The organism is Actinorugispora endophytica, assembly GCF_004363075.1.
Lineage (GTDB): Bacteria > Actinomycetota > Actinomycetes > Streptosporangiales > Streptosporangiaceae > Actinorugispora > Actinorugispora endophytica.
Genome location: NZ_SNYN01000030.1, coordinates 37,249 through 56,880, shown reverse-complemented (window position 1 = coordinate 56,880; position 19,632 = coordinate 37,249). Strand labels below are relative to the sequence as shown.

General features: G+C 71.9%; 18 protein-coding genes and 1 tRNA gene. 15 read left to right on the top strand and 4 right to left on the bottom strand.

Annotated features, from left to right (window positions below; translation table 11 throughout):
- Positions 1 to 427 precede the first annotated feature (427 nt).
- Positions 428 to 509: transfer RNA gene (locus EV190_RS21755), tRNA-Tyr, on the bottom strand.
- Positions 510 to 770: 261 nt separating this feature from the next.
- On the opposite strand from EV190_RS21755, the gene EV190_RS21750 reads away from it, so the two are divergent.
- Positions 771 to 1,268: a YajQ family cyclic di-GMP-binding protein gene (locus EV190_RS21750; RefSeq protein ID WP_133743468.1), complete on the top strand. Its 498-nt coding sequence runs from the start codon at positions 771 to 773 to the stop codon at positions 1,266 to 1,268.
- Positions 1,269 to 1,295: 27 nt separating this feature from the next.
- On the opposite strand, the gene EV190_RS21745 is transcribed toward EV190_RS21750, so the two are convergent.
- Positions 1,296 to 2,162, bottom strand: coding sequence for a M48 family metalloprotease (locus tag EV190_RS21745; protein WP_133743473.1), 867 nt, complete (start codon positions 2,160 to 2,162; stop codon positions 1,296 to 1,298).
- A gap of 519 nt (positions 2,163 to 2,681) precedes the next feature.
- Between EV190_RS21745 and EV190_RS21740 the strand changes: the two genes are divergently transcribed.
- The 6 genes from EV190_RS21740 to EV190_RS21715 all read left to right on the top strand — a co-directional run bounded on the left by EV190_RS21740 (position 2,682) and on the right by EV190_RS21715 (position 8,533).
- Positions 2,682 to 4,535: a 2-oxoacid:acceptor oxidoreductase subunit alpha gene (locus EV190_RS21740; protein WP_133743467.1), complete on the top strand. Its 1,854-nt coding sequence runs from the start codon at positions 2,682 to 2,684 to the stop codon at positions 4,533 to 4,535.
- Positions 4,525 to 5,619, top strand: a complete 1,095-nt coding sequence (locus EV190_RS21735) for a 2-oxoacid:ferredoxin oxidoreductase subunit beta (RefSeq protein WP_394345546.1) — start codon at positions 4,525 to 4,527, stop codon at positions 5,617 to 5,619. The genes EV190_RS21740 and EV190_RS21735 overlap by 11 nt, the downstream gene beginning before the upstream one ends.
- Before the next feature lie 193 nt (positions 5,620 to 5,812).
- Entirely contained in the window at positions 5,813 to 6,556 is a 744-nt protein-coding gene (locus EV190_RS21730; protein WP_133743466.1) for a phosphatase PAP2 family protein, read from the top strand.
- A 68-nt stretch (positions 6,557 to 6,624) separates the two neighbouring features.
- Positions 6,625 to 7,287, top strand: coding sequence for an SDR family oxidoreductase (locus tag EV190_RS21725; protein WP_133743465.1), 663 nt, complete (start codon positions 6,625 to 6,627; stop codon positions 7,285 to 7,287).
- A gap of 141 nt (positions 7,288 to 7,428) precedes the next feature.
- A complete protein-coding gene (locus EV190_RS21720) occupies positions 7,429 to 7,935 on the top strand; it encodes a hypothetical protein (protein WP_133743464.1) in 507 nt (168 codons plus the stop codon).
- Positions 7,936 to 8,020: 85 nt separating this feature from the next.
- Positions 8,021 to 8,533: a GNAT family N-acetyltransferase gene (locus tag EV190_RS21715; protein WP_208113284.1), complete on the top strand. Its 513-nt coding sequence runs from the start codon at positions 8,021 to 8,023 to the stop codon at positions 8,531 to 8,533.
- Between the two features lie 7 nt (positions 8,534 to 8,540).
- Here the strand turns inward: EV190_RS21715 and EV190_RS21710 are convergent, their stop codons facing one another.
- Positions 8,541 to 9,260, bottom strand: a complete 720-nt coding sequence (locus EV190_RS21710; RefSeq protein ID WP_133743462.1) for a GNAT family N-acetyltransferase — start codon at positions 9,258 to 9,260, stop codon at positions 8,541 to 8,543.
- A 178-nt stretch (positions 9,261 to 9,438) separates the two neighbouring features.
- Here EV190_RS21710 and EV190_RS21705 point away from each other — a divergent pair, with 178 nt between their 5' ends.
- The 7 genes from EV190_RS21705 to EV190_RS21675 all read left to right on the top strand — a co-directional run bounded on the left by EV190_RS21705 (position 9,439) and on the right by EV190_RS21675 (position 17,842).
- Positions 9,439 to 10,188, top strand: coding sequence for a MerR family transcriptional regulator (locus tag EV190_RS21705; protein WP_133743461.1), 750 nt, complete (start codon positions 9,439 to 9,441; stop codon positions 10,186 to 10,188).
- Between the two features lie 547 nt (positions 10,189 to 10,735).
- On the top strand, positions 10,736 to 12,682 hold the full coding sequence (locus EV190_RS21700) for a serine hydrolase domain-containing protein (protein WP_133743460.1): 1,947 nt from the start codon (positions 10,736 to 10,738) through the stop codon (positions 12,680 to 12,682).
- 109 nt (positions 12,683 to 12,791) lie between these two features.
- Positions 12,792 to 13,631 (top strand): AraC family transcriptional regulator, encoded by an 840-nt coding sequence (locus tag EV190_RS21695; RefSeq protein WP_133743459.1) that lies wholly within the window; start codon positions 12,792 to 12,794, stop codon positions 13,629 to 13,631.
- A 299-nt stretch (positions 13,632 to 13,930) separates the two neighbouring features.
- Positions 13,931 to 14,962, top strand: coding sequence for an iron-siderophore ABC transporter substrate-binding protein (locus tag EV190_RS21690; RefSeq protein WP_133743458.1), 1,032 nt, complete (start codon positions 13,931 to 13,933; stop codon positions 14,960 to 14,962).
- Positions 14,962 to 16,002: a FecCD family ABC transporter permease gene (locus tag EV190_RS21685; RefSeq protein ID WP_133743457.1), complete on the top strand. Its 1,041-nt coding sequence runs from the start codon at positions 14,962 to 14,964 to the stop codon at positions 16,000 to 16,002. Before EV190_RS21690 ends, EV190_RS21685 begins: the two co-directional genes overlap by 1 nt.
- A complete protein-coding gene (locus tag EV190_RS21680; RefSeq protein ID WP_133743456.1) occupies positions 15,999 to 17,033 on the top strand; it encodes a FecCD family ABC transporter permease in 1,035 nt (344 codons plus the stop codon). The genes EV190_RS21685 and EV190_RS21680 overlap by 4 nt, the downstream gene beginning before the upstream one ends.
- Positions 17,030 to 17,842, top strand: a complete 813-nt coding sequence (locus EV190_RS21675; protein ID WP_133743455.1) for an ABC transporter ATP-binding protein — start codon at positions 17,030 to 17,032, stop codon at positions 17,840 to 17,842. The genes EV190_RS21680 and EV190_RS21675 overlap by 4 nt, the downstream gene beginning before the upstream one ends.
- A 45-nt stretch (positions 17,843 to 17,887) precedes the next feature.
- Here the strand turns inward: EV190_RS21675 and msrA are convergent, their stop codons facing one another.
- Positions 17,888 to 18,556 (bottom strand): peptide-methionine (S)-S-oxide reductase MsrA, encoded by a 669-nt coding sequence (gene msrA / locus EV190_RS21670; RefSeq protein WP_133743454.1) that lies wholly within the window; start codon positions 18,554 to 18,556, stop codon positions 17,888 to 17,890.
- A gap of 126 nt (positions 18,557 to 18,682) precedes the next feature.
- Between msrA and rarD the strand changes: the two genes are divergently transcribed.
- Positions 18,683 to 19,615 carry an EamA family transporter RarD gene (rarD, locus tag EV190_RS21665; RefSeq protein WP_133743453.1) on the top strand — a complete coding sequence of 311 codons (933 nt, stop codon included), beginning with the start codon at positions 18,683 to 18,685 and terminating at the stop codon, positions 19,613 to 19,615.
- Positions 19,616 to 19,632: the final 17 nt, after the last annotated feature.

Here is a 19,632-nt window from a genome sequence, read left to right as displayed (position 1 = left end):
TACGGGGAGTCGGGCGCCGGCGCGGGTGCGCGCGCTCGCCTGCGTTCCGCGCGGCGCGCTTCCCGCGCCACGCCGTGCCCAGGGGCACGACGTTCGATAGGGGGATCGACCAGAGGGCCAACCACAGTCCTTGAGGGAGTGGACCGCGGGAACGAGGCCGGAGCCGAGAGCACCAGCACAGCACGCGCGGCCAGGACCAGGAGCCCACTCACCGGGCAGGCCGAGGCCAGGAGCGCAGCAAGCACGAGAAGAACGGTGAGAAAGAGAAGAGGAAGGTGGGGAGGGAGCAGATGGAAGCCCCGAAGCGTGTGCCCGTTCCGTGCCCGAAGACAGTCAAAAATGTTCGGAAACAGCGAGAGACAACCGGAAACAACGAGAAGCGGCCTTCCACCGGGTTTCCCTGGTAGAAGGCCGCTTCCGCGAGGTGTGGCAGGTGTAGGGTTCGAACCTACGTAGGCTGAGCCGGCAGATTTACAGTCTGCTCCCTTTGGCCGCTCGGGCAACCTGCCTGGGATCGCGTGACGCCTTCGGTGCCGCGCATGAATGAGGATAGCGGACTGCCGCGCAGACGCGAAATCGAATACCCGACACGCTCTCAAGGCCCGGGACGTGCCCGGACGGTGCCCGCGCGCCCGCCGGGCTAAGCTCTTCTGTCACTGCCGTGGCAGGGCCGTGCCGCAGCGGCGCGCCGACCGCGGCGACCGATCGATCACGAGCCGTCGGCCGCCCCAACGGGGCCGGGCCCAGACACTACGGGGGTATGAGCACACGTGGCAGCCGAATCCAGCTTCGATGTCGTCTCCAAGCTTGACCGGCAGGAAGTGGACAACGCCGTCAACCAGACCGCCAAGGAGCTCTCCCAGCGCTTCGACTTCAAGGGGACCGGCTCGACCATCGAGTGGTCCGGCGACCAGGGCGTGGAGATCAAGTCCGGCTCCGAGGAGCGCGCGAAGGCCGCTCTGGACGTGTTCAAGGAGAAGCTGATCAAGCGCGGCGTCTCCCTGAAGGTCCTGGACGCGGCCGACGAGCCCAAGATCTCCGGCAAGGAGTACCGCCTGCCGATCACGCTCAAGGAGGGCATCACCTCCGAGGACGCCAAGAAGATCTCCAAGATCATCCGGGACGAGTTCCCCAAGGGTGTGAAGGCCCAGATCCAGGGCGACGAACTCCGGGTCAGCTCCAAGAAGAAGGACGAACTCCAGGCCGTCATCTCCCTGCTCAAGGGCAAGGAGCTCGACATCGCCCTGCAGTTCGTGAACTTCCGGTAGCCCCCGGGGCCGACGGGGTGACCGCGGTCACTCCGCCGGCCCCCACTCCTCAGCCATGCCCCTCAGGCGGCGGATTCGCTCGGGGGTGGGCGGGTGGGCGGCGAAGAGGCCGCCCGCGCCCCGGCGGGAGAACGGGTGGGCGATCATCAGGTGCCCGGAGGCGAGCAGGCCCCGCTCCGTGGGGAGCGGGTGGGTGCGGGCGCCGATCTCGATCTTGCGCAGAGCCGTGGCCAGGCCGATCGGGTCTCCGGTGAGGCGGGCGGCGGCCTCGTCCGCGTCGAACTCGCGCCTGCGGCCGACGGCGGCCCGGACGACCGCCGCGGCGATCGGGCCGACGGCGAGGAACAGCAGTCCGCTGAGCAGGCCCTGACCGTCCTCGTCCTCCGAGTCGGCGAGCGGAAGCAGCAGTGCCAGCGCGGTGAGGGACGTGATCATCATGGCGAGCATCGCGGCCACCGAGCAGACGATGGTGTCGCCCTTGCGCAGGTGCGCCAGTTCGTGCGCGACGACACCGCGCAGTTCGCGTTCGTTGAGGATCCTGAGCAGGCCCGTGGTGCAGCACAGCACGGACCGGCGGCGACGCCAGCCGGTGGTGAAGGCGTTGGGCGCGACCGTCGGGGACAGGAACAGCCTGGGCATGGGCTGGCGGGCCTCGGTGGCGAGCTCCCGGACGACCCGGTAGAGCTCCGGCTGCTCGATCTCACTGATGGGGCGCGCGTGCATCGCGCGCAGCGTCATGGTGTCGCCGAAGAAGTAGACGAGTCCGTTGACGGCGATGACCGAGACCACGCCCAGCTTGAGACCCTGGGCCCCCCAGCACGTCCAGCTTCCGACGACCAGCAGCGCGGAGAGACCGGCGATGAGGGCCGCCGCGCGAAACGTGTTGTGGTGCATGGCCACGGTCCTCCCTTCCTCTGCTCGCGGGGCCTTAGTCCGCCCGGCCCGTTCCCCGTTGTCAACGTACGGGTCGGGGTCGCGCGTTCCCGGGCCCGGGGGGCGAACCTCACCTGCCCCTGCTCCACGCCCCATGGTCGGTAAATCGGGCCTCGGAGCGACCCCCGGCGGGGACCACCGCCTATAGTTCCGACTGTGACCTTCGCTACTCGGCCCGCGCTGCCCGGTGTCCTGCTCGTCGGGCGCCGGCACGTGGACCTGCTCCGGATCAACGGCGGCCTGTGTCCCCGATGACCTCCGGCCGGTCCCGTCCCCGCAGGAGGACCGACCGCCTGCGAAGCCCTCCCGTCAATTCGGCCCCGGTCGTCCAGCCACGCCCCCGGGACGGGGGAGCCCCCGAAGACAGAGACAAGCGCCACGTCCGGGCGGCCGTCCGGTGAATACCGTTGTGGCGAGACTGAGTCAACCCTAAGTCACCGTGTTCCGCGCGGCGGCTTCTCTAGGAGGTCGACGATCTCAGTGCCCAAAGAGGTCCAGCGACTCGATCGCGTCATCATCCGGTTCGCCGGCGACTCCGGCGACGGCATGCAGTTGACCGGCGACCGGTTCACCCAGGAAACCGCGTCCTTCGGCAACGACCTGTCCACCCTGCCGAACTTCCCGGCGGAGATCAGGGCGCCCGCGGGAACGCTCCCCGGCGTGTCCAGCTTCCAGCTGCACTTCGCCGACCACGACATCATGACCCCCGGGGACGCCCCGAACGTCCTGGTCGCGATGAACCCCGCCGCCCTCAGGGCGAACATCGACGACGTGCCCAAGGGCGCGATGGTCATCGTCAACACCGACGAGTTCACCAAGCGCGCCCTGGCCAAGGTCGGCTACACCGCCAACCCGCTCGAGGACGGCTCCCTCGCCGGGTACAAGGTGAGCGCGGTGCCCCTGACCTCCATGACGGTCCGCGCGCTGGAGGACTTCGGCCTCTCCAAGAAGGACTCCGAGCGCGCGAAGAACATGTTCGCTCTGGGGCTGCTGTCCTGGATGTACAACCGCCCCACCGAGGGGACGCTCGACTTCCTGCGGGCCAAGTTCGCCAAGAAGCCGGACATCATGTCCGCCAACATCGCGGCGTTCAAGGCCGGCTGGAACTTCGGCGAGACCACCGAGGACTTCGCGGTCTCCTACGAGGTCAGACCGGCGGCGCTGCCCTCGGGCACGTACCGCAACATCACCGGCAACACCGCGCTGTCCTACGGCCTGGTCGCGGGGGCCGAACTGACCGGGCTGCCGCTGTTCCTGGGGTCCTACCCCATCACCCCGGCCTCGGACATCCTGCACGAGCTGTCCAGGCACAAGCGGTTCGGCGTGCGCACGTTCCAGGCCGAGGACGAGATCGCGGGGGTCGGCGCGGCCCTGGGGGCCTCGTTCGGCGGGGCCCTGGGCGTGACCACCACGTCGGGGCCGGGCATGGTGCTCAAGGCCGAGACGGTGGGTCTGGCGGTCATGACCGAGCTGCCGTTGATCGTCGTCGACGTGCAGCGCGGCGGGCCGTCCACCGGCCTGCCCACCAAGACCGAGCAGGCGGACCTGTTGATGGCGCTGTTCGGGCGCAACGGCGAGTCCCCCGTCCCGGTGCTGGCCCCGCGCTCGCCCGCCGACTGCTTCGACATCGCGGTCGAGGCCGCGCGCATCGCCACCAAGTACCGGACCCCCGTCATCGTGCTGTCCGACGGGTACCTGGCCAACGGCTCCGAGCCCTGGCGGATCCCGGACGTGTCGGCGCTGCCGGACCTGTCGGTGGAGTTCGCGGCCGGGCCCAACGGCGAGGACGGCGCGTTCCTGCCCTACCTGCGCGACCCCGAGACGCTGGCGCGCCCGTGGGCGGTGCCGGGGACGGCCGGGCTGGAGCACCGCATCGGCGGCATCGAGAAGAGCGACCGCACCGGCGACATCTCCTACAGCCCCGCCAACCACGACCTGATGGTGCGGACCCGCCAGGCCAAGGTGGACGGGATCTCCCGCGACATCGACCCGCTGGAGGTGGACGACCCGACGGGTGACGCGGACGTGCTCGTGCTGGGCTGGGGCGGCACGTACGGCTCGATCGGGGCGGCCGTGCGCCGGGTCCGGCGGGTCGGGGGGAGGGTGGCCCACGCCCACCTGCGCCACCTCAACCCGTTCCCCGGGAACCTGGAGGAGGTCCTGCGCCGGTACGACCGGGTGCTGGTCCCCGAGATCAACCTCGGCCAGCTGGCCCTGCTGCTGCGCGGCAGGTTCCTGGTCGACGTCATCAGCTACACGAAGGTGCGCGGCCTGCCGTTCAAGGCCGAGGAACTGGCGGGCGTGCTGCAGGAGGTCATCGACCGTGCCGAGTGAGAACACCGACGGGCACCCGAACGGGGTGGCCGCCGACGGCTCCGGACCCGCGTTCAAGGGGCTCACGCTGGTCCCCGTGAGCGACGTCCGGTACAGGATGAAGGACTTCAAGTCCGACCAGGAGGTGCGCTGGTGCCCCGGCTGCGGGGACTACGCGATCCTGGCCGCGTTCCAGGGCTTCCTGCCCGAGCTGGGGGTCCCGCGCGAGAACATCGTGATCGTCTCGGGCATCGGCTGCTCCTCGCGGTTCCCCTACTACCTGTCCACGTACGGAATGCACTCGATCCACGGGCGCGCGCCCGCGATCGCGACGGGGCTGGCCGCGAGTCGGCCGGACCTGTCGGTGTGGGTGGTCACGGGCGACGGCGACGGTCTCTCCATCGGCGGGAACCACCTGATCCACGCCCTGCGGCGCAACGTGAACATCAACGTGCTGATGTTCAACAACCGGATCTACGGCCTGACCAAGGGGCAGTACTCCCCGACCTCCGAGCGGGGCAAGGTCACCAAGTCCTCGCCGGTGGGGTCGCTGGACACGCCGTTCAACCCGGTGTCGCTGGCGCTGGGCGCCGAGGCATCGTTCGTGGCGCGCACGGTGGACTCGGACCGCAGGCACCTGACGTCGGTGCTGCGCGCGGCCGCCGACCACCCGGGCGCGTCGTTCGTGGAGATCTACCAGAACTGCCCGATCTTCAACGACGACGCGTTCGAGCCGCTGAAGGACCCCGGCCAGCGGGACGCGCGGCTGCTGCGGATGGAGCACGGCGAACCGCTGATGGTCGGCGCGGACCGGGGCGTGGTGCTCGGCGAGTACGGCGAGCTGGTCGTCGCGGACGTGGCCGAGGCGGGCGAGGACCGCGTGCTGCGGCACGACGCGCACCGGACCGACCCGGGGTACGCCTTCGCGCTGTCCCGACTGGACCGGCCCGCGTTCGAGCACGTGCCGGTCGGCCTCTTCCGCAGTGTGCGGCGGCCCAGCTACGACGAGATGCTGAACGGGCAGATCGCCGAGGCCGAGACGACCCAGGGCCGGGGTGATCTGGCGGCCCTGCTGGCGAGCGGGGACACCTGGACCGTGGAGTAGCCCCGGTCCGACGACGAAGGCGGGCGCGCACCGGAAACGGTGCGCGCCCGCCGTGCTCCCGGGGTGTTCCGGCGCCGGGGGCGGAGCGCGCCCGTCCGGAACCTCCGGAGCAAAGAGTCCAGTTCATCCAGATTTTTCCAGATTTTCTACTAAAATTTTATCGATGGCAGTGAACCGGTAACCTCTTCGAACTGTGAACCCCCCTTCTACTTCCCCCGGCCCGGCCGCGCCCACCGCCTCCTCCCGCCGGGAACAGGCCGAGGCCCTCCTGCCCTCGCGGCGGGGGCCGCTGACCGCCGTGGCGCTGGCGGCCGCCCTCCCGTTCCTGTCCCTGTGCGCGCTGGTCGTCGGCGGCTGGTGGCCGCTGCTGGCCTTCGACGCGGTCCTCGCGGAGCGGCTGTACGCGTGGGTGCGCCCGCGGCCCGATCTGGCGCACGGGCTGGAGGTCTGGACCGAGGCGTTCGGCACCTGGTCGATGCGGATCGTCTCGCTGCTCACCGCCGCCTGGCTGGTGCTGCGCCGCCAGTTCTCCACCGCCCTGTGGGCGTGCGCGGCGGTGTTCACCGCCAACCTGCTCGGGCTGGTCACCAAGCTCGGCGTGGCCCGGGAGCGCCCCGAGTTCACCGATCCGATCCTGGTCGGGGTGGGGCCGTCCTTCCCCTCGGGGCACTCGCTGATGGCCTTCACCGGCATGGGAATCCTGCTGTTCGCGGCGCTGCCGCTGCTGCGCGGGGCCTGGCGGGGCGCCGCGTGGGCCGCGGCGGCCGTGATCGCGCTGAGCACCGCGCTGAGCCGCCCCATGCTCGGCGTGCACTGGTTCACCGACATCGTCGCGGGGATGAGCCTGGGCGTCCTCACCCTGGCCCTGACCATGCTGGCGTGGACCTTCCTGCCGTCGGCGCTCCGACGCCGGGACCGCCCCTCCACCCGCCGCTGACCCGCCCTCCCCCTGGTCGACGGCGGGTGCGCGGAGCAGTTCGGGTCGGCAGGGAATAGCCTGCGGGTATGCGTATCGTCATCGCCGGAGGGCACGGAAAGATCGCACTGCGACTGGAGCGGCTGCTGGCCGCGCGCGGCGACTCCCCCGTGGGCCTCATCCGCAACCCCGACCACGCCGGCGACCTCCGCGCCGCGGGCGCCGAACCGGTGGTCATCGACCTGGAGTCGGCCACCGTCACCGAACTGACCGAGAAGGTGATGGGCGCGGACGCGGTCGTGTTCGCCGCGGGCGCCGGCCCCGGCAGCGGGGTCCCGCGCAAGGACACCGTGGACCGCGGCGCCGCCGCGCTGCTGGCCGACGCCGCCTCGCTGGCCGGGGTGCGCCGCTACCTGATGGTGTCCGCCATCGGCGTGGACAAGGGCCCCGCCCCCGACGCCGAGCCGGTGTGGGCGGCGTACGTCGAGGCCAAGAAGGCCGCCGACGACGACCTGCGGGAGCGCGGCCTCCAACTCGACTGGACGATCCTGCGTCCGGGCGGCCTGACCGACGACCCGGGGACCGGGAGGGTTCGGCTCGCGCCGGAGGTGGAGCGCGGCCAGGTCTCCCGGGACGACGTGGCGGCGGTGCTCGTGGCGCTGCTGGACACCCCGTCCACCGTCGGCCACGTGCTGGAGCTGGTCGGCGGTGACACCCCGGTCGACGAGGCGGTGGCCGCCGTCGGACAGTAGTTTCGACGCTCTCTGTGGCCCGAAGGGGGTCATAGGGGGCATCATGGACGGAGATGGCCCTGCGGGTCTTCTCCGCGACGCACGCGGACGAACAGCAGCGCTCGACAGCGCTCGTCAAGGGCAGATGGGTACGGTTGGCAGATGAGCGTCACACAGGTCGTGAGAGACAGCACCGTCGTCGAGCACGCCAAGGTCGCAGCTCAGCAGAAACGCAAGATGTTCGTGGTGCAGCTGCGCGTCAACACCTATGACGACGCCTCCAGCAGCGTCCGGCCGGGACTGACCCGAATCCTCGAGGGCATCGAGGAGGCCGGTTGGCGGTTGGAGCAGACCTCCTACAGCCAGGGCAGCAACGGCGAACCCGCGCAGCTGTTCGTCTTCCGTCCCGCTCCCGACGAGCCCGAGGCCCCCGAGCCGGAGAAGGCCGCGCAGGAACAGCAACAGCAACAGTCGGGACAGCAGCAGCCGTACCAGCAGGACCCCTACGCCGGGTACCAGTACCCGCAGGGCCAGCAGTACGACCAGCAGGGCTACCAGCAGCAGTACCCGGGGTACGGGCAGCAGCAGGGGTACCCGCAGCAACAGCAGCAGTACCCGGGGTACGGGCAGCAGCAGTACCCCCCGGGCTACGGCCAGCAGCAGTGGTAGGACACCGCGACGGCGCGGCGGCCCCCGGCTCACCCGAGCCGGGGGCCGTCCGCGTTCCGGCCTCTCCGACGAGCGAGGCAGACCTCTGACTCCCGCGCGCGCCCCTCTGCCCGCGGTCCGCGCGGCCGTCGCCGGGGACGGCCCCGACCTGGTCCACGTCGACGCCCTCACCTGGTCCTCCGACGTCACCCCCGCGCCCCGGTGGGACCCCGGCAGGCGCTTCTTCGAGGGGTGCGCGGTCGAGGACGTACTGGTCGCCGAGGTCGACGGGAGGACCGCCGGGTACGCGGTGGTGTCGCCGTACCTGCCCTTCCCCAGCGCCGCGCACGTCCAGGAGCTCAGGTCCCTCGCGGTGGCCCCGGAGGCGCGGCGGCGCGGCGCGGGACGCGCGCTGCTGTCCGCCGCCCGGGACCTGGCCGCGCGGCGGGGCGCCCGCAAGCTGGTCCTGCGCGTCCTGGGCGGCAACACGGGGGCGCTGGCGCTGTACCGTTCGGCCGGCTACGAGGTGGAGGGGGTCCTGAAGGGGCTGTTCCTCCTGGACGGGCGTCCCGTGGACGACGTGCTGATGGCTCTGGACCCGACCGGCCGCGCGGGGTGACGGCCCGTCAGCGCCACGAGTGCCAGCGCGCGCCGGAGACCTCGCCGAAGCCCAGGTCCGCGTAGAGCGGCACGCCCGCCGGGGTGGCGGTCAGGACCACCTCGCGGTCCTGGTGGTCCGCGAGCGCGGCGGCCAGCACCGCGCGCGCGATCCCGCGGCCCCGCTGCTCGGGGAGGGTCGCCACCCAGTAGACGCCCACGGTGGCGCCGTCGTCGTAGGTGCAGCACGCCGCGGCCGGCACGCGCTGCCTGCGGGCCAGCCACACCCGCAGCCCGGGAGCGTCGAGCGCCTCCGGCGGCAGCAGCAGTCCCGGGGTGTACGGCCACAGGTCCCGGTAGGGGAAGCCGTACACGATCGTGCTCTCGGCCTCCTCCAGCGCCCGCCGGTCGGCCACCCGGACGATCTCCAGGTCGGCCTTCGGCGGCGCGGGCCGGACCGGGGCCGGCGGCCTGGCCATGACCGTGAGGTCGGCCGTCTCGGCGCCGGTCGTCCACGCGTCCCCGAGCGCTCCGAAGGGGTCTTCGACGACGCGGGGACCGCCGGCGTCCAGGATTCCGCGCACGGTTCCGGGAAGCTCCTCCAGGGGGTCGCGCAGGACGGTCCGGACGAGCCCGCGGCGCGGTATCCGGAGCACGACGGCCTCGGGCGCGTCGTGCAGGACCTCGGTGTGGTCCGGCCCCAGGCCGGTCCACAGCGCGGCCGCGTTGTCCGCGTAACTTCCCGGCATTCCCGATACTCCGCAGTGCGATCGTGTCAACGACGCTCCGCAGCCTAGCCGCTGGCCGCGGGGGCCGGGGCACCGGGTGGGAATCCGCCGGGAACGGGGCTTGCACCTGACGTCGCGTCAGGTCCTAACGTCGTCGGTGCCGCTCCGGACGGGGCGGCGCGAGGAGGAGGCCGGGGCGATGGGTGAGCAGGGCGGACAGGTCTGGAAGGTCGGGGACCTGGCCAGGCTGACCGGGTTGACCGTGCGGACGCTGCACCACTACGAGCACGTGGGGGTGCTGCGGCCGTCGGGGCGCAGTCCGGCGGGGCACCGGCTCTACGACGAGGGCGACGTGCGCCGGCTCTACCAGGTGGTCGCGCTGCGGGACCTGGGGCTTCCGCTGGAGGCGATCGGCACGGCGCTGGCGGGGGAGCTGGACCTGACCGCGCTGTTGCGCGAGCACCTGGCGCACGTCGAGCAGCAGCTCACCGCCCTCAGGTCGCTGCGCACCAGGCTCACCGCCCTGGTGGCCTCCGCGCGCTCGAGGCGCGTGGGCCCCGACGACCTCCTCGGGCTGACGGAAGAGGTGATCAAGGTGGAAGAGACCATCAGGAACTACTACACGGACGAGCAGCTGGCGTTCCTGGAGCGGCGGCGCGGGGAGATCGGCGAGGACGCCATCGCCGCGGTGGAGGCCGAGTGGCCGGAGCTCATCGCGAAGGTCCAGGCCGAGATGGACGCGGGCACCGACCCCGCCGACCCCCGGGTCCGGGCGCTGGCCGAGCGGTGGATGGGGCTGCTGGAGGCCTTCCACGGCAACGACCCGGGCGTGCGCGACTCGCTGTACCGGATGTACGAGGAGAACAGCGAGCAGATCACGCGGCAGTACGGCGGGCCGCCGGCCGCGATGCGGGACTACATCGGCCGGGCCCAGGAGGCGGCCGGCTGATCCGGGGCCGCGCGGACGGCCCCTCCCCGGCGGGGCGACAGGCCGGGACACCGGGGTTCCGATTACGGCGGGCGGCGACGGCGGGCGCCGGTCGAGGCCGCGCCCATGATGCCCGTTGTGTGGGGGTCTCGTTGGCGGTCTTGGGCTTTCTGCCCGTTTCGGGGTCGGGAAGGGCGGAAAGCCCATGATCATTCCGGGTGAGAGCGGAACCGGCCCTCGAACCGCCACGTCACGGGCATCCGGCGGGAACGCGCGGGCCTCCGGCCCCGCCCGCCATCGCCGCCCGCCATGACCCTCCGGTCCGCGCGGCGCGAGGCCGAAAGACCCACCCGAAGCACCGGTGCGCGAATCACCCCCGCGCCGGAGGCTCCCCAGGGAGTCTCCGGCGCGGGGGTGATTCGGTGGGTGGTGCTGGCACCACCCTCGGGAGGGCAGCGGTCTGGCACTCCAAGAGGGGGGACAGCGCGGCTGCCCCGAGGCATCCGGATCTCTAGCGTCGTATTCCGAAGGGACCACCCGGGTCCCCGGAGCACGAGGAGACGGCGCCGTGTCGCCACGAACAAGATCCGCACTCGCCCTCGGCGCGGCGGCGATGCTGGCCGCCGGCCTCGCCGTCCTCCCCGGCACGGCCGCGCTCGCCGACGACGCGACCCCGGTCGAGCCCACGGCGGAGAACGTCCGGAGCTTCCTCGACGGGCGGGTGCCCGAACTGCTGGAGGAGCACCGGATCCCCGGCGCCGCGGTGTCCGTCGTCGCCGGGGGCGAGCAGGTCTTCGCGGGCGGGTACGGCGTCACCGACGCCGACGCCGGGACCCCGGTCGACCCCGACCGCGTCTCCTTCCCCACCGCCTCGGTCAGCAAGTCCTTCACCGCGGTCGCCGTGCTGCGGCTCGCGGAGGACGGCGAGGTGGACCTGCACGCCGACGTCAACGAGTACCTTCCCGACGAGGCGGACCTGCCCGACACGTACCCCGGGCAGCCGGTGACCCTGCACCACCTGCTCACCCACACGGCGGGCTTCGAGGACGCCGTCGCCGGCATGCTCGCCGACACGCGCGACGAGGCGGCCCCGCTGGCCGACTACATCCCCGGGTACCGGCCCGAACGCGTCTACCCGCCCGGGAGGTTCGTCGCCTACTCCAACTACGGGTACAGCCTGGCCGGGCTGGTCGTCGAGGAGGTCTCGGGGCTCTCCTTCGAGGAGTACACCGCCGAGCGCGTCTTCGCGCCCCTGGGCATGGGGAACAGCGGCTTCGCCTTCCCCGACGACGCCGCCGAGCGCTTCGAGACCGCCACCCTCTACTACGGCTCCCCCGACGACCCCGCCCCCGACACGTACCTGAACCAGATGCCCGCGGGCGGCGCCTACGCCACCGCCACCGACATGTCGCGCTTCATGCTCGCCCTGCTCGGCGGCGGTGAACTCGACGGCGAGCGGGTCCTCTCCCCCGAGACCGTCGAGATGATGACCACGCGCCGGGACGGCCTGCACCCGGCGCTGGCGGGCAGCGGATACGGGGTCTGGGAGGAGCGCCCCGCCGGTCCCGGCGGGCCGCGCTCCGTCGGCCACGGCGGCGACTACGTCGGCGCGCACTCCCACTACTCGATCCTCCCCGAGGATGACCTGGGGATCTACGTGGTGGTGAACGGCGACGGCGCCCCCGCTCCCCTCTTCGAGGACGCCCGGACACTCATCGTCGAGGAGTTCCTGGCCGAGTTCGCCGGCGTCGGGCGGAACCCGGATCTGCCGGCCGCGGCCGACTTCCCGCTGGAGCCCTACACGGGCGTCTACACGACGACCCGGACCAGCCGCAGCGACCCCTCCGCGCTGATGATCGCCATGGACCAGGTCATGGTGTCCGCCGCGGACGACGGCACGCTGCACACCTCCAGCTCGGTACTGGGCGAGCAGGAGTGGACGCCGGTCGAGCCCGGCGTGTTCCGCTCCGAGAAGGGCGACCGGCTCGCGTTCTCCGAGGAGGACGGCGAGATCACCGGCCTCGGCTTCGACGTCATCTCCTCGCAGAACTACGAGCGGGTCCCGTGGCACGGCCAGCCGTACCTGCACCTCGCCGCGGCCGGGATCGCGCTGCTGGTCATGGCGACCATGCTGGTGTGGCCGGTGGCCGCCCTCGTACGCCGGCTGCGCGGCCGCAGCGCGCCCGCCCCGGCCGGCGCCCGGGCCGCCCGCCTGGCGGCCGGGGCCGCGGGCCTGCTGAGCGCGGGGTTCATCGGCTTCATGGTGTGGCTGCTGGCCGACCAGGCGGCGCTGGAGCAGATGCTCTTCAACGAGTCGCCGCTGCTGACCGCGCCGCTGACCGCGCTGTTCGTCCTGGCGGTCGCTCTGGTGGCCATCGCGGGCGCGTCCTGGTTCCGCCGCTGGTGGAGCCTTGCCGGACGGATCCACTACTCGCTCGTCGTGTGGGCCGTCGCCGCCTTCGCCTCGGTGGGCGCGCAGTACGGGTTGGTGTGGCTGCCGGTGCCGCTGCCGTAGGGCGGACACGCGGAAGGGCGGTCCGGGCGCTCCCGGACCGCCCTTCCGCGTGTCCGCTCCAGGGTCGACGCCTCCGTGCCGGCGGCCACCACCGCATAGCCTGGATGACGTGGCCATACAAGACATCCGGCCGGGCCCGGCCGCCCGACCGCGCCCTGCCGGACCGTCACGGCGCGACGCGGTCGACAGCCGCAGGCTCCCCCTCTACTCCGCCGGTGAGATCGATGTGCCGTTCGTCGTCGAGGGCATGACCGAGTTCATCCCGTGTGACACGTTCTGGGAGGAGCACTCGCATCCGACGCACGAACTGCTCTGGAACCGGCAGGGCGCGTCCTCGGCGACGGTCGGCAGGCGGATCTGGACGATCACCCCGACGGCCGGCCTGTGGATTCCCGCCGGCACCCCCCATTCCGGCTGGGCACCCGCCGGAACGTGGCACCGGTCCGCGCAGTTCGGCGTCCACGCGGTTCCGTCGATCTCCGACAGGCCCGTCGCGGTGGAGGTCACACCGCTGCTGCGGCTCCTGCTCGACCGGCTCGACACCGGCGGCATCGTCTCGGAGCCGCGTTCGAGGACGGAGGCGATGGTGGTCGACCTGCTCGTCCCCGCCCAGCGCGAACTGCTCTTGCAGATACCCGCGTCGCCGCTGCTGGCTCCCATCGTCGCCGCCGTTCGCGACGATCCCGCCGACACCACCACGCTGGCCGTGTGGGCGGCGCGGCTCGGTGTGAGCACCCGCACCATCACACGGGCGTTCCGTTCCGAGACCGGCCTCGGGTTCAGCCGGTGGGTGGCCACCGCGCGCGTGCAGCACGCGGTCGCGATGCTCACGCGGGGAGACGAGATCGACGAGGTGGCCGCGCGTACCGGGTACCACTCGGTGAGCGCGTTCGGCGTGGCCTTCCGGCGGATCACGGGATTGAGCCCGGGACGGTTCCGCTCGCAGTGAACGGCGCACCGGAAACCCCATCGGATAACAATTGTCCGTTTCGCGACAAAAGGTGTCACATCTAATCGATTGCACCTTAACCAAGTACACCCTAAATTTGCTTAGGCAAACCTAACCTCTCGCTGTCGTCGAGGTCGGGGCGGCGCGTGCGCCCACGCGTCGCGTCGAGGGGTTCCGCCCGACCCCGCCCCCGCAGGCCGCGCGCCGCCGCGTACGCCCACGGGCCCCGCAGACGACACGGGAGCCGAACCGTGGCATCGACACGGCTCAGGCCACCCGGCCGCAACCGGAAGGAAACCATGCCCCCCGTTTCAAGGCTGACCGCGCTCTCCACGGCCGCGCTGCTCACCGTCGGACTCGCGGCCTGCTCCTCGCCCTCTCCCGAGCCCTCCGGCGGGGAGGACGCCGGCTCCGGGAACTGGACCCCCGTCACCATCGAGCACGCGCTCGGCACGACGACCATCGAGTCGGAACCCGAGCGGGTCGCCACGGTGAACTGGGCCAACCACGAGGTTCCGCTGGCCCTGGGGATCGTGCCCGTCGGCATGGCCGCCGCCAACTTCGGCGACGACAACGGCGACGGCGTGCTCCCGTGGGTCGAGGAGAAGCTCGACGAACTGGGCGCGGAGACGCCGGTGCTGTTCGACGAGACGGACGGCATCGACTTCGAGGCGGTCGCCGACACCCAGCCGGACGTGATCCTCGCCGCCTACTCCGGGTTGACCCAGGAGGACTACGACACCCTGAGCGAGATCGCCCCCGTCGTCGCCTACCCGGAGACCGCCTGGGGCACGGCCTGGCGGGATTCGATCCGGTTGAGCAGCCAGGCCCTGGGCCTGGCGGACGAGGGCGAGGAGCTCATCGCCGACCTGGAGGAGGAGATCGACGCGTCGGTCGCGGAGCACCCGCAGATCGAGGGCAGCTCGGCGATGTTCCTGACCCACGTGGACACCACGGACCTGAGCGAGGTCAGCTTCTACACGGCGCACGACACGCGCGCCATGTTCTTCGAGGACCTCGGACTGGCGACCCCCGAGAGCATCGCGACCGCCTCGGCCGAGACCGACCAGTTCTCCCTGACCCGGAGCGCCGAGCAGGCGGACGCGTTCGACGACGTCGACATCATCGTCACGTACGGCGGCGACGACCTCGTGGCCACCCTGGAGGACGACCCGCTGCTGTCGCAGATGCCGGCGGTGGAGACCGGCTCCGTCGTCAACCTCCCCGGGGACGGCCCCCTCGGCACGGCCGCGAACCCGACTCCGCTGTCGATCTCGTGGGTCCTCGACGACTACCTGTCGCTCCTCAGCGCGGCCGCTGACGAGGCGTAGTGACGACGAACACCTCGCCGTCCGCCCCGGGCGCCGCCGTGCGGCGCCCGGGGCCCGGCCGGTTCCTCTGGCTGCTCGCCGTGCTGGGCGTACTGGCCGCCCTCATGGTCGCCTCGGTCACCGTCGGCTCCCGCGACGTGCCGTGGTCCGCCGTCGTGGCGGCGTTCGGCGGCTCGGTCGAGGGCTTCGACCAGGCGGCGGTCGCCAAGCGGATCCCCCGGACCCTGCTGGCCGTCCTCGCCGGCGCGGCCCTCGGCGTGTCGGGCGCGGTCATGCAGGGGGTGACCCGCAACCCGCTGGCCGATCCGGGCATCCTGGGCGTCAACATGGGGGCCTCGCTCGCCGTCGTCACGGGCATGGCCTTCTTCGGCCTGGAGTCCGCGACCGGTTTCGTCTGGGTGGCGATCACCGGCGCGGGCGCCACGATGGTGTTCGTCTACGTGGTCGGCTCCCTGGGGCGGGGCGGCGCCACCCCCCTCAAGCTGACCCTCGCCGGAGCGGCGGTCTCCGCCGCTCTGACGTCGTTCATCAGCGCCGTCGTGCTCCAGCGCAACGACGTCGCCGACGGGGCCCGCTCCTGGCAGATCGGCGGTGTCGGCGGCGGGACGTTCGACAGCGTCGCGCAGGTGCTCCCGTTCCTCGCCGCCGGAATGGCCGTCTGCCTGCTGTCGGCACGCGGGCTCAACCTTCTGGCCTTGGGCGAGGACCTCGCCGCCGGCCTGGGGGAACGCGTCGCGATCGCGCGGGGGACGGCCTTCCTCGGCTCCGTCGTGCTGTGCGGCGCGACCACCGCCGTCACCGGGCCGATCGGCTTCGTCGGCCTCGTCATCCCGCACGTGTGCCGGCTGCTCGTCGGTGTCGACCACCGGTGGCTGCTCCCGTTCTCGGCGCTCGGCGGCGCCGCCCTCCTGACCGCGTCGGACGTGATCGGCCGCGTCGTGGCCCGCCCCGGGGAAGTCGATGTGGGGATCGTGACCGCGTTGATCGGCGCCCCCTTCTTCATCTACATCGTCCGCCGTCAGAAGGTTCGTGCACTGTGAGCGTCTCCACCGTCGAGACCGTCACCCGCGGCCGGGTGCGCCGCGCGTACCGGCGGCGCGCCGTGATCGTCGTCCTCGCCGTCCTGATCGTCCTCGTGTTCGCCGTGACCCTGATGGCCGGACGGACCTTCTACCCGCCCGGCGACGTCGTGCGGGTGGTCCTGGGGCAGGACGTGCCGGGCGCCTCGTTCACCGTCGGGCGGCTCCGGCTGCCGCGGGCCGCGCTCGCCGTGGTGGCGGGACTGTGCTTCGGGATCGCCGGCGTCACGTTCCAGACCATGCTGCGCAACCCCCTCGCCAGCCCGGACATCATCGGCATCACCTCGGGTGCGGGCGCGGCGGCGACCTTCGCGATCGTGGTGCTCTCGCTCGACGGGGCCGGGGTGTCGGTCTTCGCGATCACCGCCGGCCTCGCGGTGGCCGTGGCCGTGTACGCGCTGTCGTTCAAGAACGGGGTCTCGGGGATCCGCCTCATCCTGATCGGCATCGGCATCGCGGCCATGCTCGACAGCGCCACCGCCTACATCCTGGACCAGGCGGCCGAATGGGACCACCAGGAGGCGATGCGGTGGCTGGCCGGCAGCCTCAACGGCGCGACCTGGGACAGGGTCGTCCCGGTCGCCGTCGCGCTTCTCGTGTTCTCCCCCGTGCTCCTGCACCGGTCGCGCGACCTCGAGGCGCTCCAACTGGGTGACGACACCGCGTCGGCCCTCGGCGTGCGCGTGGACCGGACCCGGCTCGTCGCGATCATCGGGGCGGTGGGACTCATCGCCTTCGCGATCGCCGCGGCGGGGCCGATCTCCTTCGTCGCCTTCCTCTCGGGTCCGATCGCGGCGCGCGTCGTCGGACCGAACGGTTCCCTCCTCGTCCCCTCCGCGCTGGTCGGCGCGCTCCTCGTCCTGGCGGCCGACTTCTGCGGGCAGTTCGCCTTCGGGATCCGCTACCCGGTCGGGGTCGTCACCGGCGTGCTCGGCGCCCCCTACCTCGTCTACCTGATCGTCCGCTCCAACCGCGCGGGAGGCTCCCTGTGACCACGGACCATTCACTCCTCGTCGAGGAGCTGACGCTCGGCTACAAGGACCGCGTCGTCATCGACTCCCTCGACCTCGCGGTCCCTCCCGGGCTGATCACCGCGATCGTCGGCGCCAACGCGTGCGGCAAGTCCACCCTGCTCCGCTCGATGTCGCGGCTTCTCGCCCCCCGGAGCGGGCACGTGCTCCTCGACGGCAAGGAGGTCCACCGCCTTCCGTCGAAGGAGGTCGCGCGGACGCTCGGCCTGCTCCCGCAGTCGCCGATCGCGCCGGAGGGGATCACCGTGGGCGACCTCGTGGGACGGGGCCGGCACCCCCACAAGCGGGCGCTCTCCCGGTGGAACAAGGAGGACGACGAGGCCGTCGCCGCCGCCCTGGAGGCGACGCGGACGGTCGACCTGGCCGACAGGCCCGTGGACGAGCTCTCCGGCGGGCAGCGCCAGCGCGTCTGGATCGCCATGGCCCTGGCCCAGCGGACGGACCTCCTCCTTCTCGACGAGCCGACCACGTTCCTGGACGTCACCCACCAGGTCGAGGTCCTCGACCTGCTCACCGACCTCAACCGGTCGCTCGGGACGACGATCGTGCTGGTCCTCCACGACCTCAACCTCGCCGCGCGGTACGCCGACCACCTCATCGCGCTCGCGTCGGGCAGGCTCCACGCCGCGGGCCCGCCGGAGCAGGTGCTGACCCCCGAGACGGTGCTCGCCGTGTTCGGGCTCCGCTGCGAGGTCATCACCGACCCCACGTCGGGGAAACCCCTCATGCTCCCCATCGGCAGGCACCACAACGCGGTGCGGGCCGACTGACGGGCGGGGCCCCGCCCCGACCGCCGTCGAACAGAGGTCCGGGCCCTACCCGTCGGTGCGGGCCACCCCGATCGGGCAGACCGCGCCGGTGCCGCCGACCCCGCAGTACCCGTTGGGGTTCTTGGCGTCGGACAGGTACTGCTGGTGGTAGGGCTCGGCGAAGTAGAACTCGCCCGCCGGGACGATCTCGGTGGTGACGGGTCCGTAGCCGGAGGCGGCCAGGACCGGTTGGAAGGCGTCCCGGGTGGCCTCGGCGGCGGCGCGCTGGGCGTCGTCGTGGTAGAGGATCATCGACCGGTACTGCGTGCCGACGTCGTTGCCCTGGCGCATGCCCTGAGTGGGGTCGTGGCCCTCCCAGAAGACCTTGAGCAGGGCCTCGTACGAGGTGCGCTCGGGGTCGAAGACCACGCGCACGGCCTCGGTGTGGCCGGTGCGGCCGGAGCAGACCTCTTCGTAGGTGGGGTTGGGGGTGTAACCGCCCGCGTAGCCGACGGCGGTGGTGATGACACCGTTCTCGGCGCCCAGGCGCCAGAAGGCGCGCTCCACTCCCCAGAAGCAGCCCATGCCGAAGTCCGCGATCCGCGCGCCCTCGGGGTAGGGCGGGGCCGGCGGGATACCCAGCACCTCGTGGCGGGCGGGAACCGGCATGGGGGTGTCGCGGCCGGGCAGCGCGCTCGCCCGGTCGACCATCATCGTCTTCGTTGACCCGAACATGCCTCCAGGCTATCCGCGCCGTCCAGTCGGACCGCGCCGCCGGGGCGGCCGTCGGCATCCCTGCTAAACAGCACCTTTAAGAGGAATTAATTATTAAAGGCTGAATATTTCCAATAATCTGAATCAGTGTCTGACATGAACAAGGGTGTCGCCTACGGCGCGGGCGCGTACCTCCTCTGGGGCTTCATGCCCCTCTACTGGCCCCTGGTGGCGCCGTCCGGGTCGGTGGAGATCCTCGCTCATCGGATGATCTGGTCGCTGGCCGTCGTCCTCGGGCTGCTGCTGGCCATGCGGCACTGGCGGTGGGTGCTCGCGGTGCTGCGCAGCCCCCGGCAGATACTGCTGCTCACCTGCGCGGCGCTGCTGATCACGCTGAACTGGGGCACCTTCATCTACGCCGTGAACACCGGGCACACCCTGCAGGCCGCCCTCGGCTACTTCATCAACCCGCTGGTCAGCGTGGCGCTCGGCGTCATCGTGTTCTCCGAGCGGCTGCGCGCGGCCCAGTGGGCGGCGGTGGCCCTCGGCGCGGTCTCCGTCGCGGTGCTCTCGCTCTCCTACGGCTCGCTGCCCTGGATGGCGCTCACCATGGCCTTCACGTTCGCCTTCTACGGGCTGACCAAGAAGTTCGTCAGGCTCGACGGCGTGGAGAGCCTGACGGTCGAGACGGGGATCCTTTTCCTGCCCGCGCTGGGCTTCGTGGTGTTCCTGGAGGCGACCGGGGCGGGCACCTTCCTGTCCGGCTCCTCCGCGCACGCGGCGCTGCTGATCGGGGCCGGGCTGGTCACCGCGGTACCGCTGGTGCTGTTCGGCGCGGCCGCGCACCGCATCCCGCTGAGCCTGGTGGGACTGCTCCAGTTCATCGCGCCGGTGCTGCAGTTCCTGGTCGCGTGGCTGGTCTTCCGCGAGGAGATGTCGTCCTTCCGGTGGATCGGCTTCGCCGTGGTGTGGACCGCGCTCGTGGTGTTCGCCGTCGACATGATCCGCCACTCCCGCCGGGGCAGGCCCGCCGCCGCGCCGCCGGTCGGAGGGCCGGACCTGGCGGTCGAGCACCGGTAGGCCGTGCGGAGGGGCGG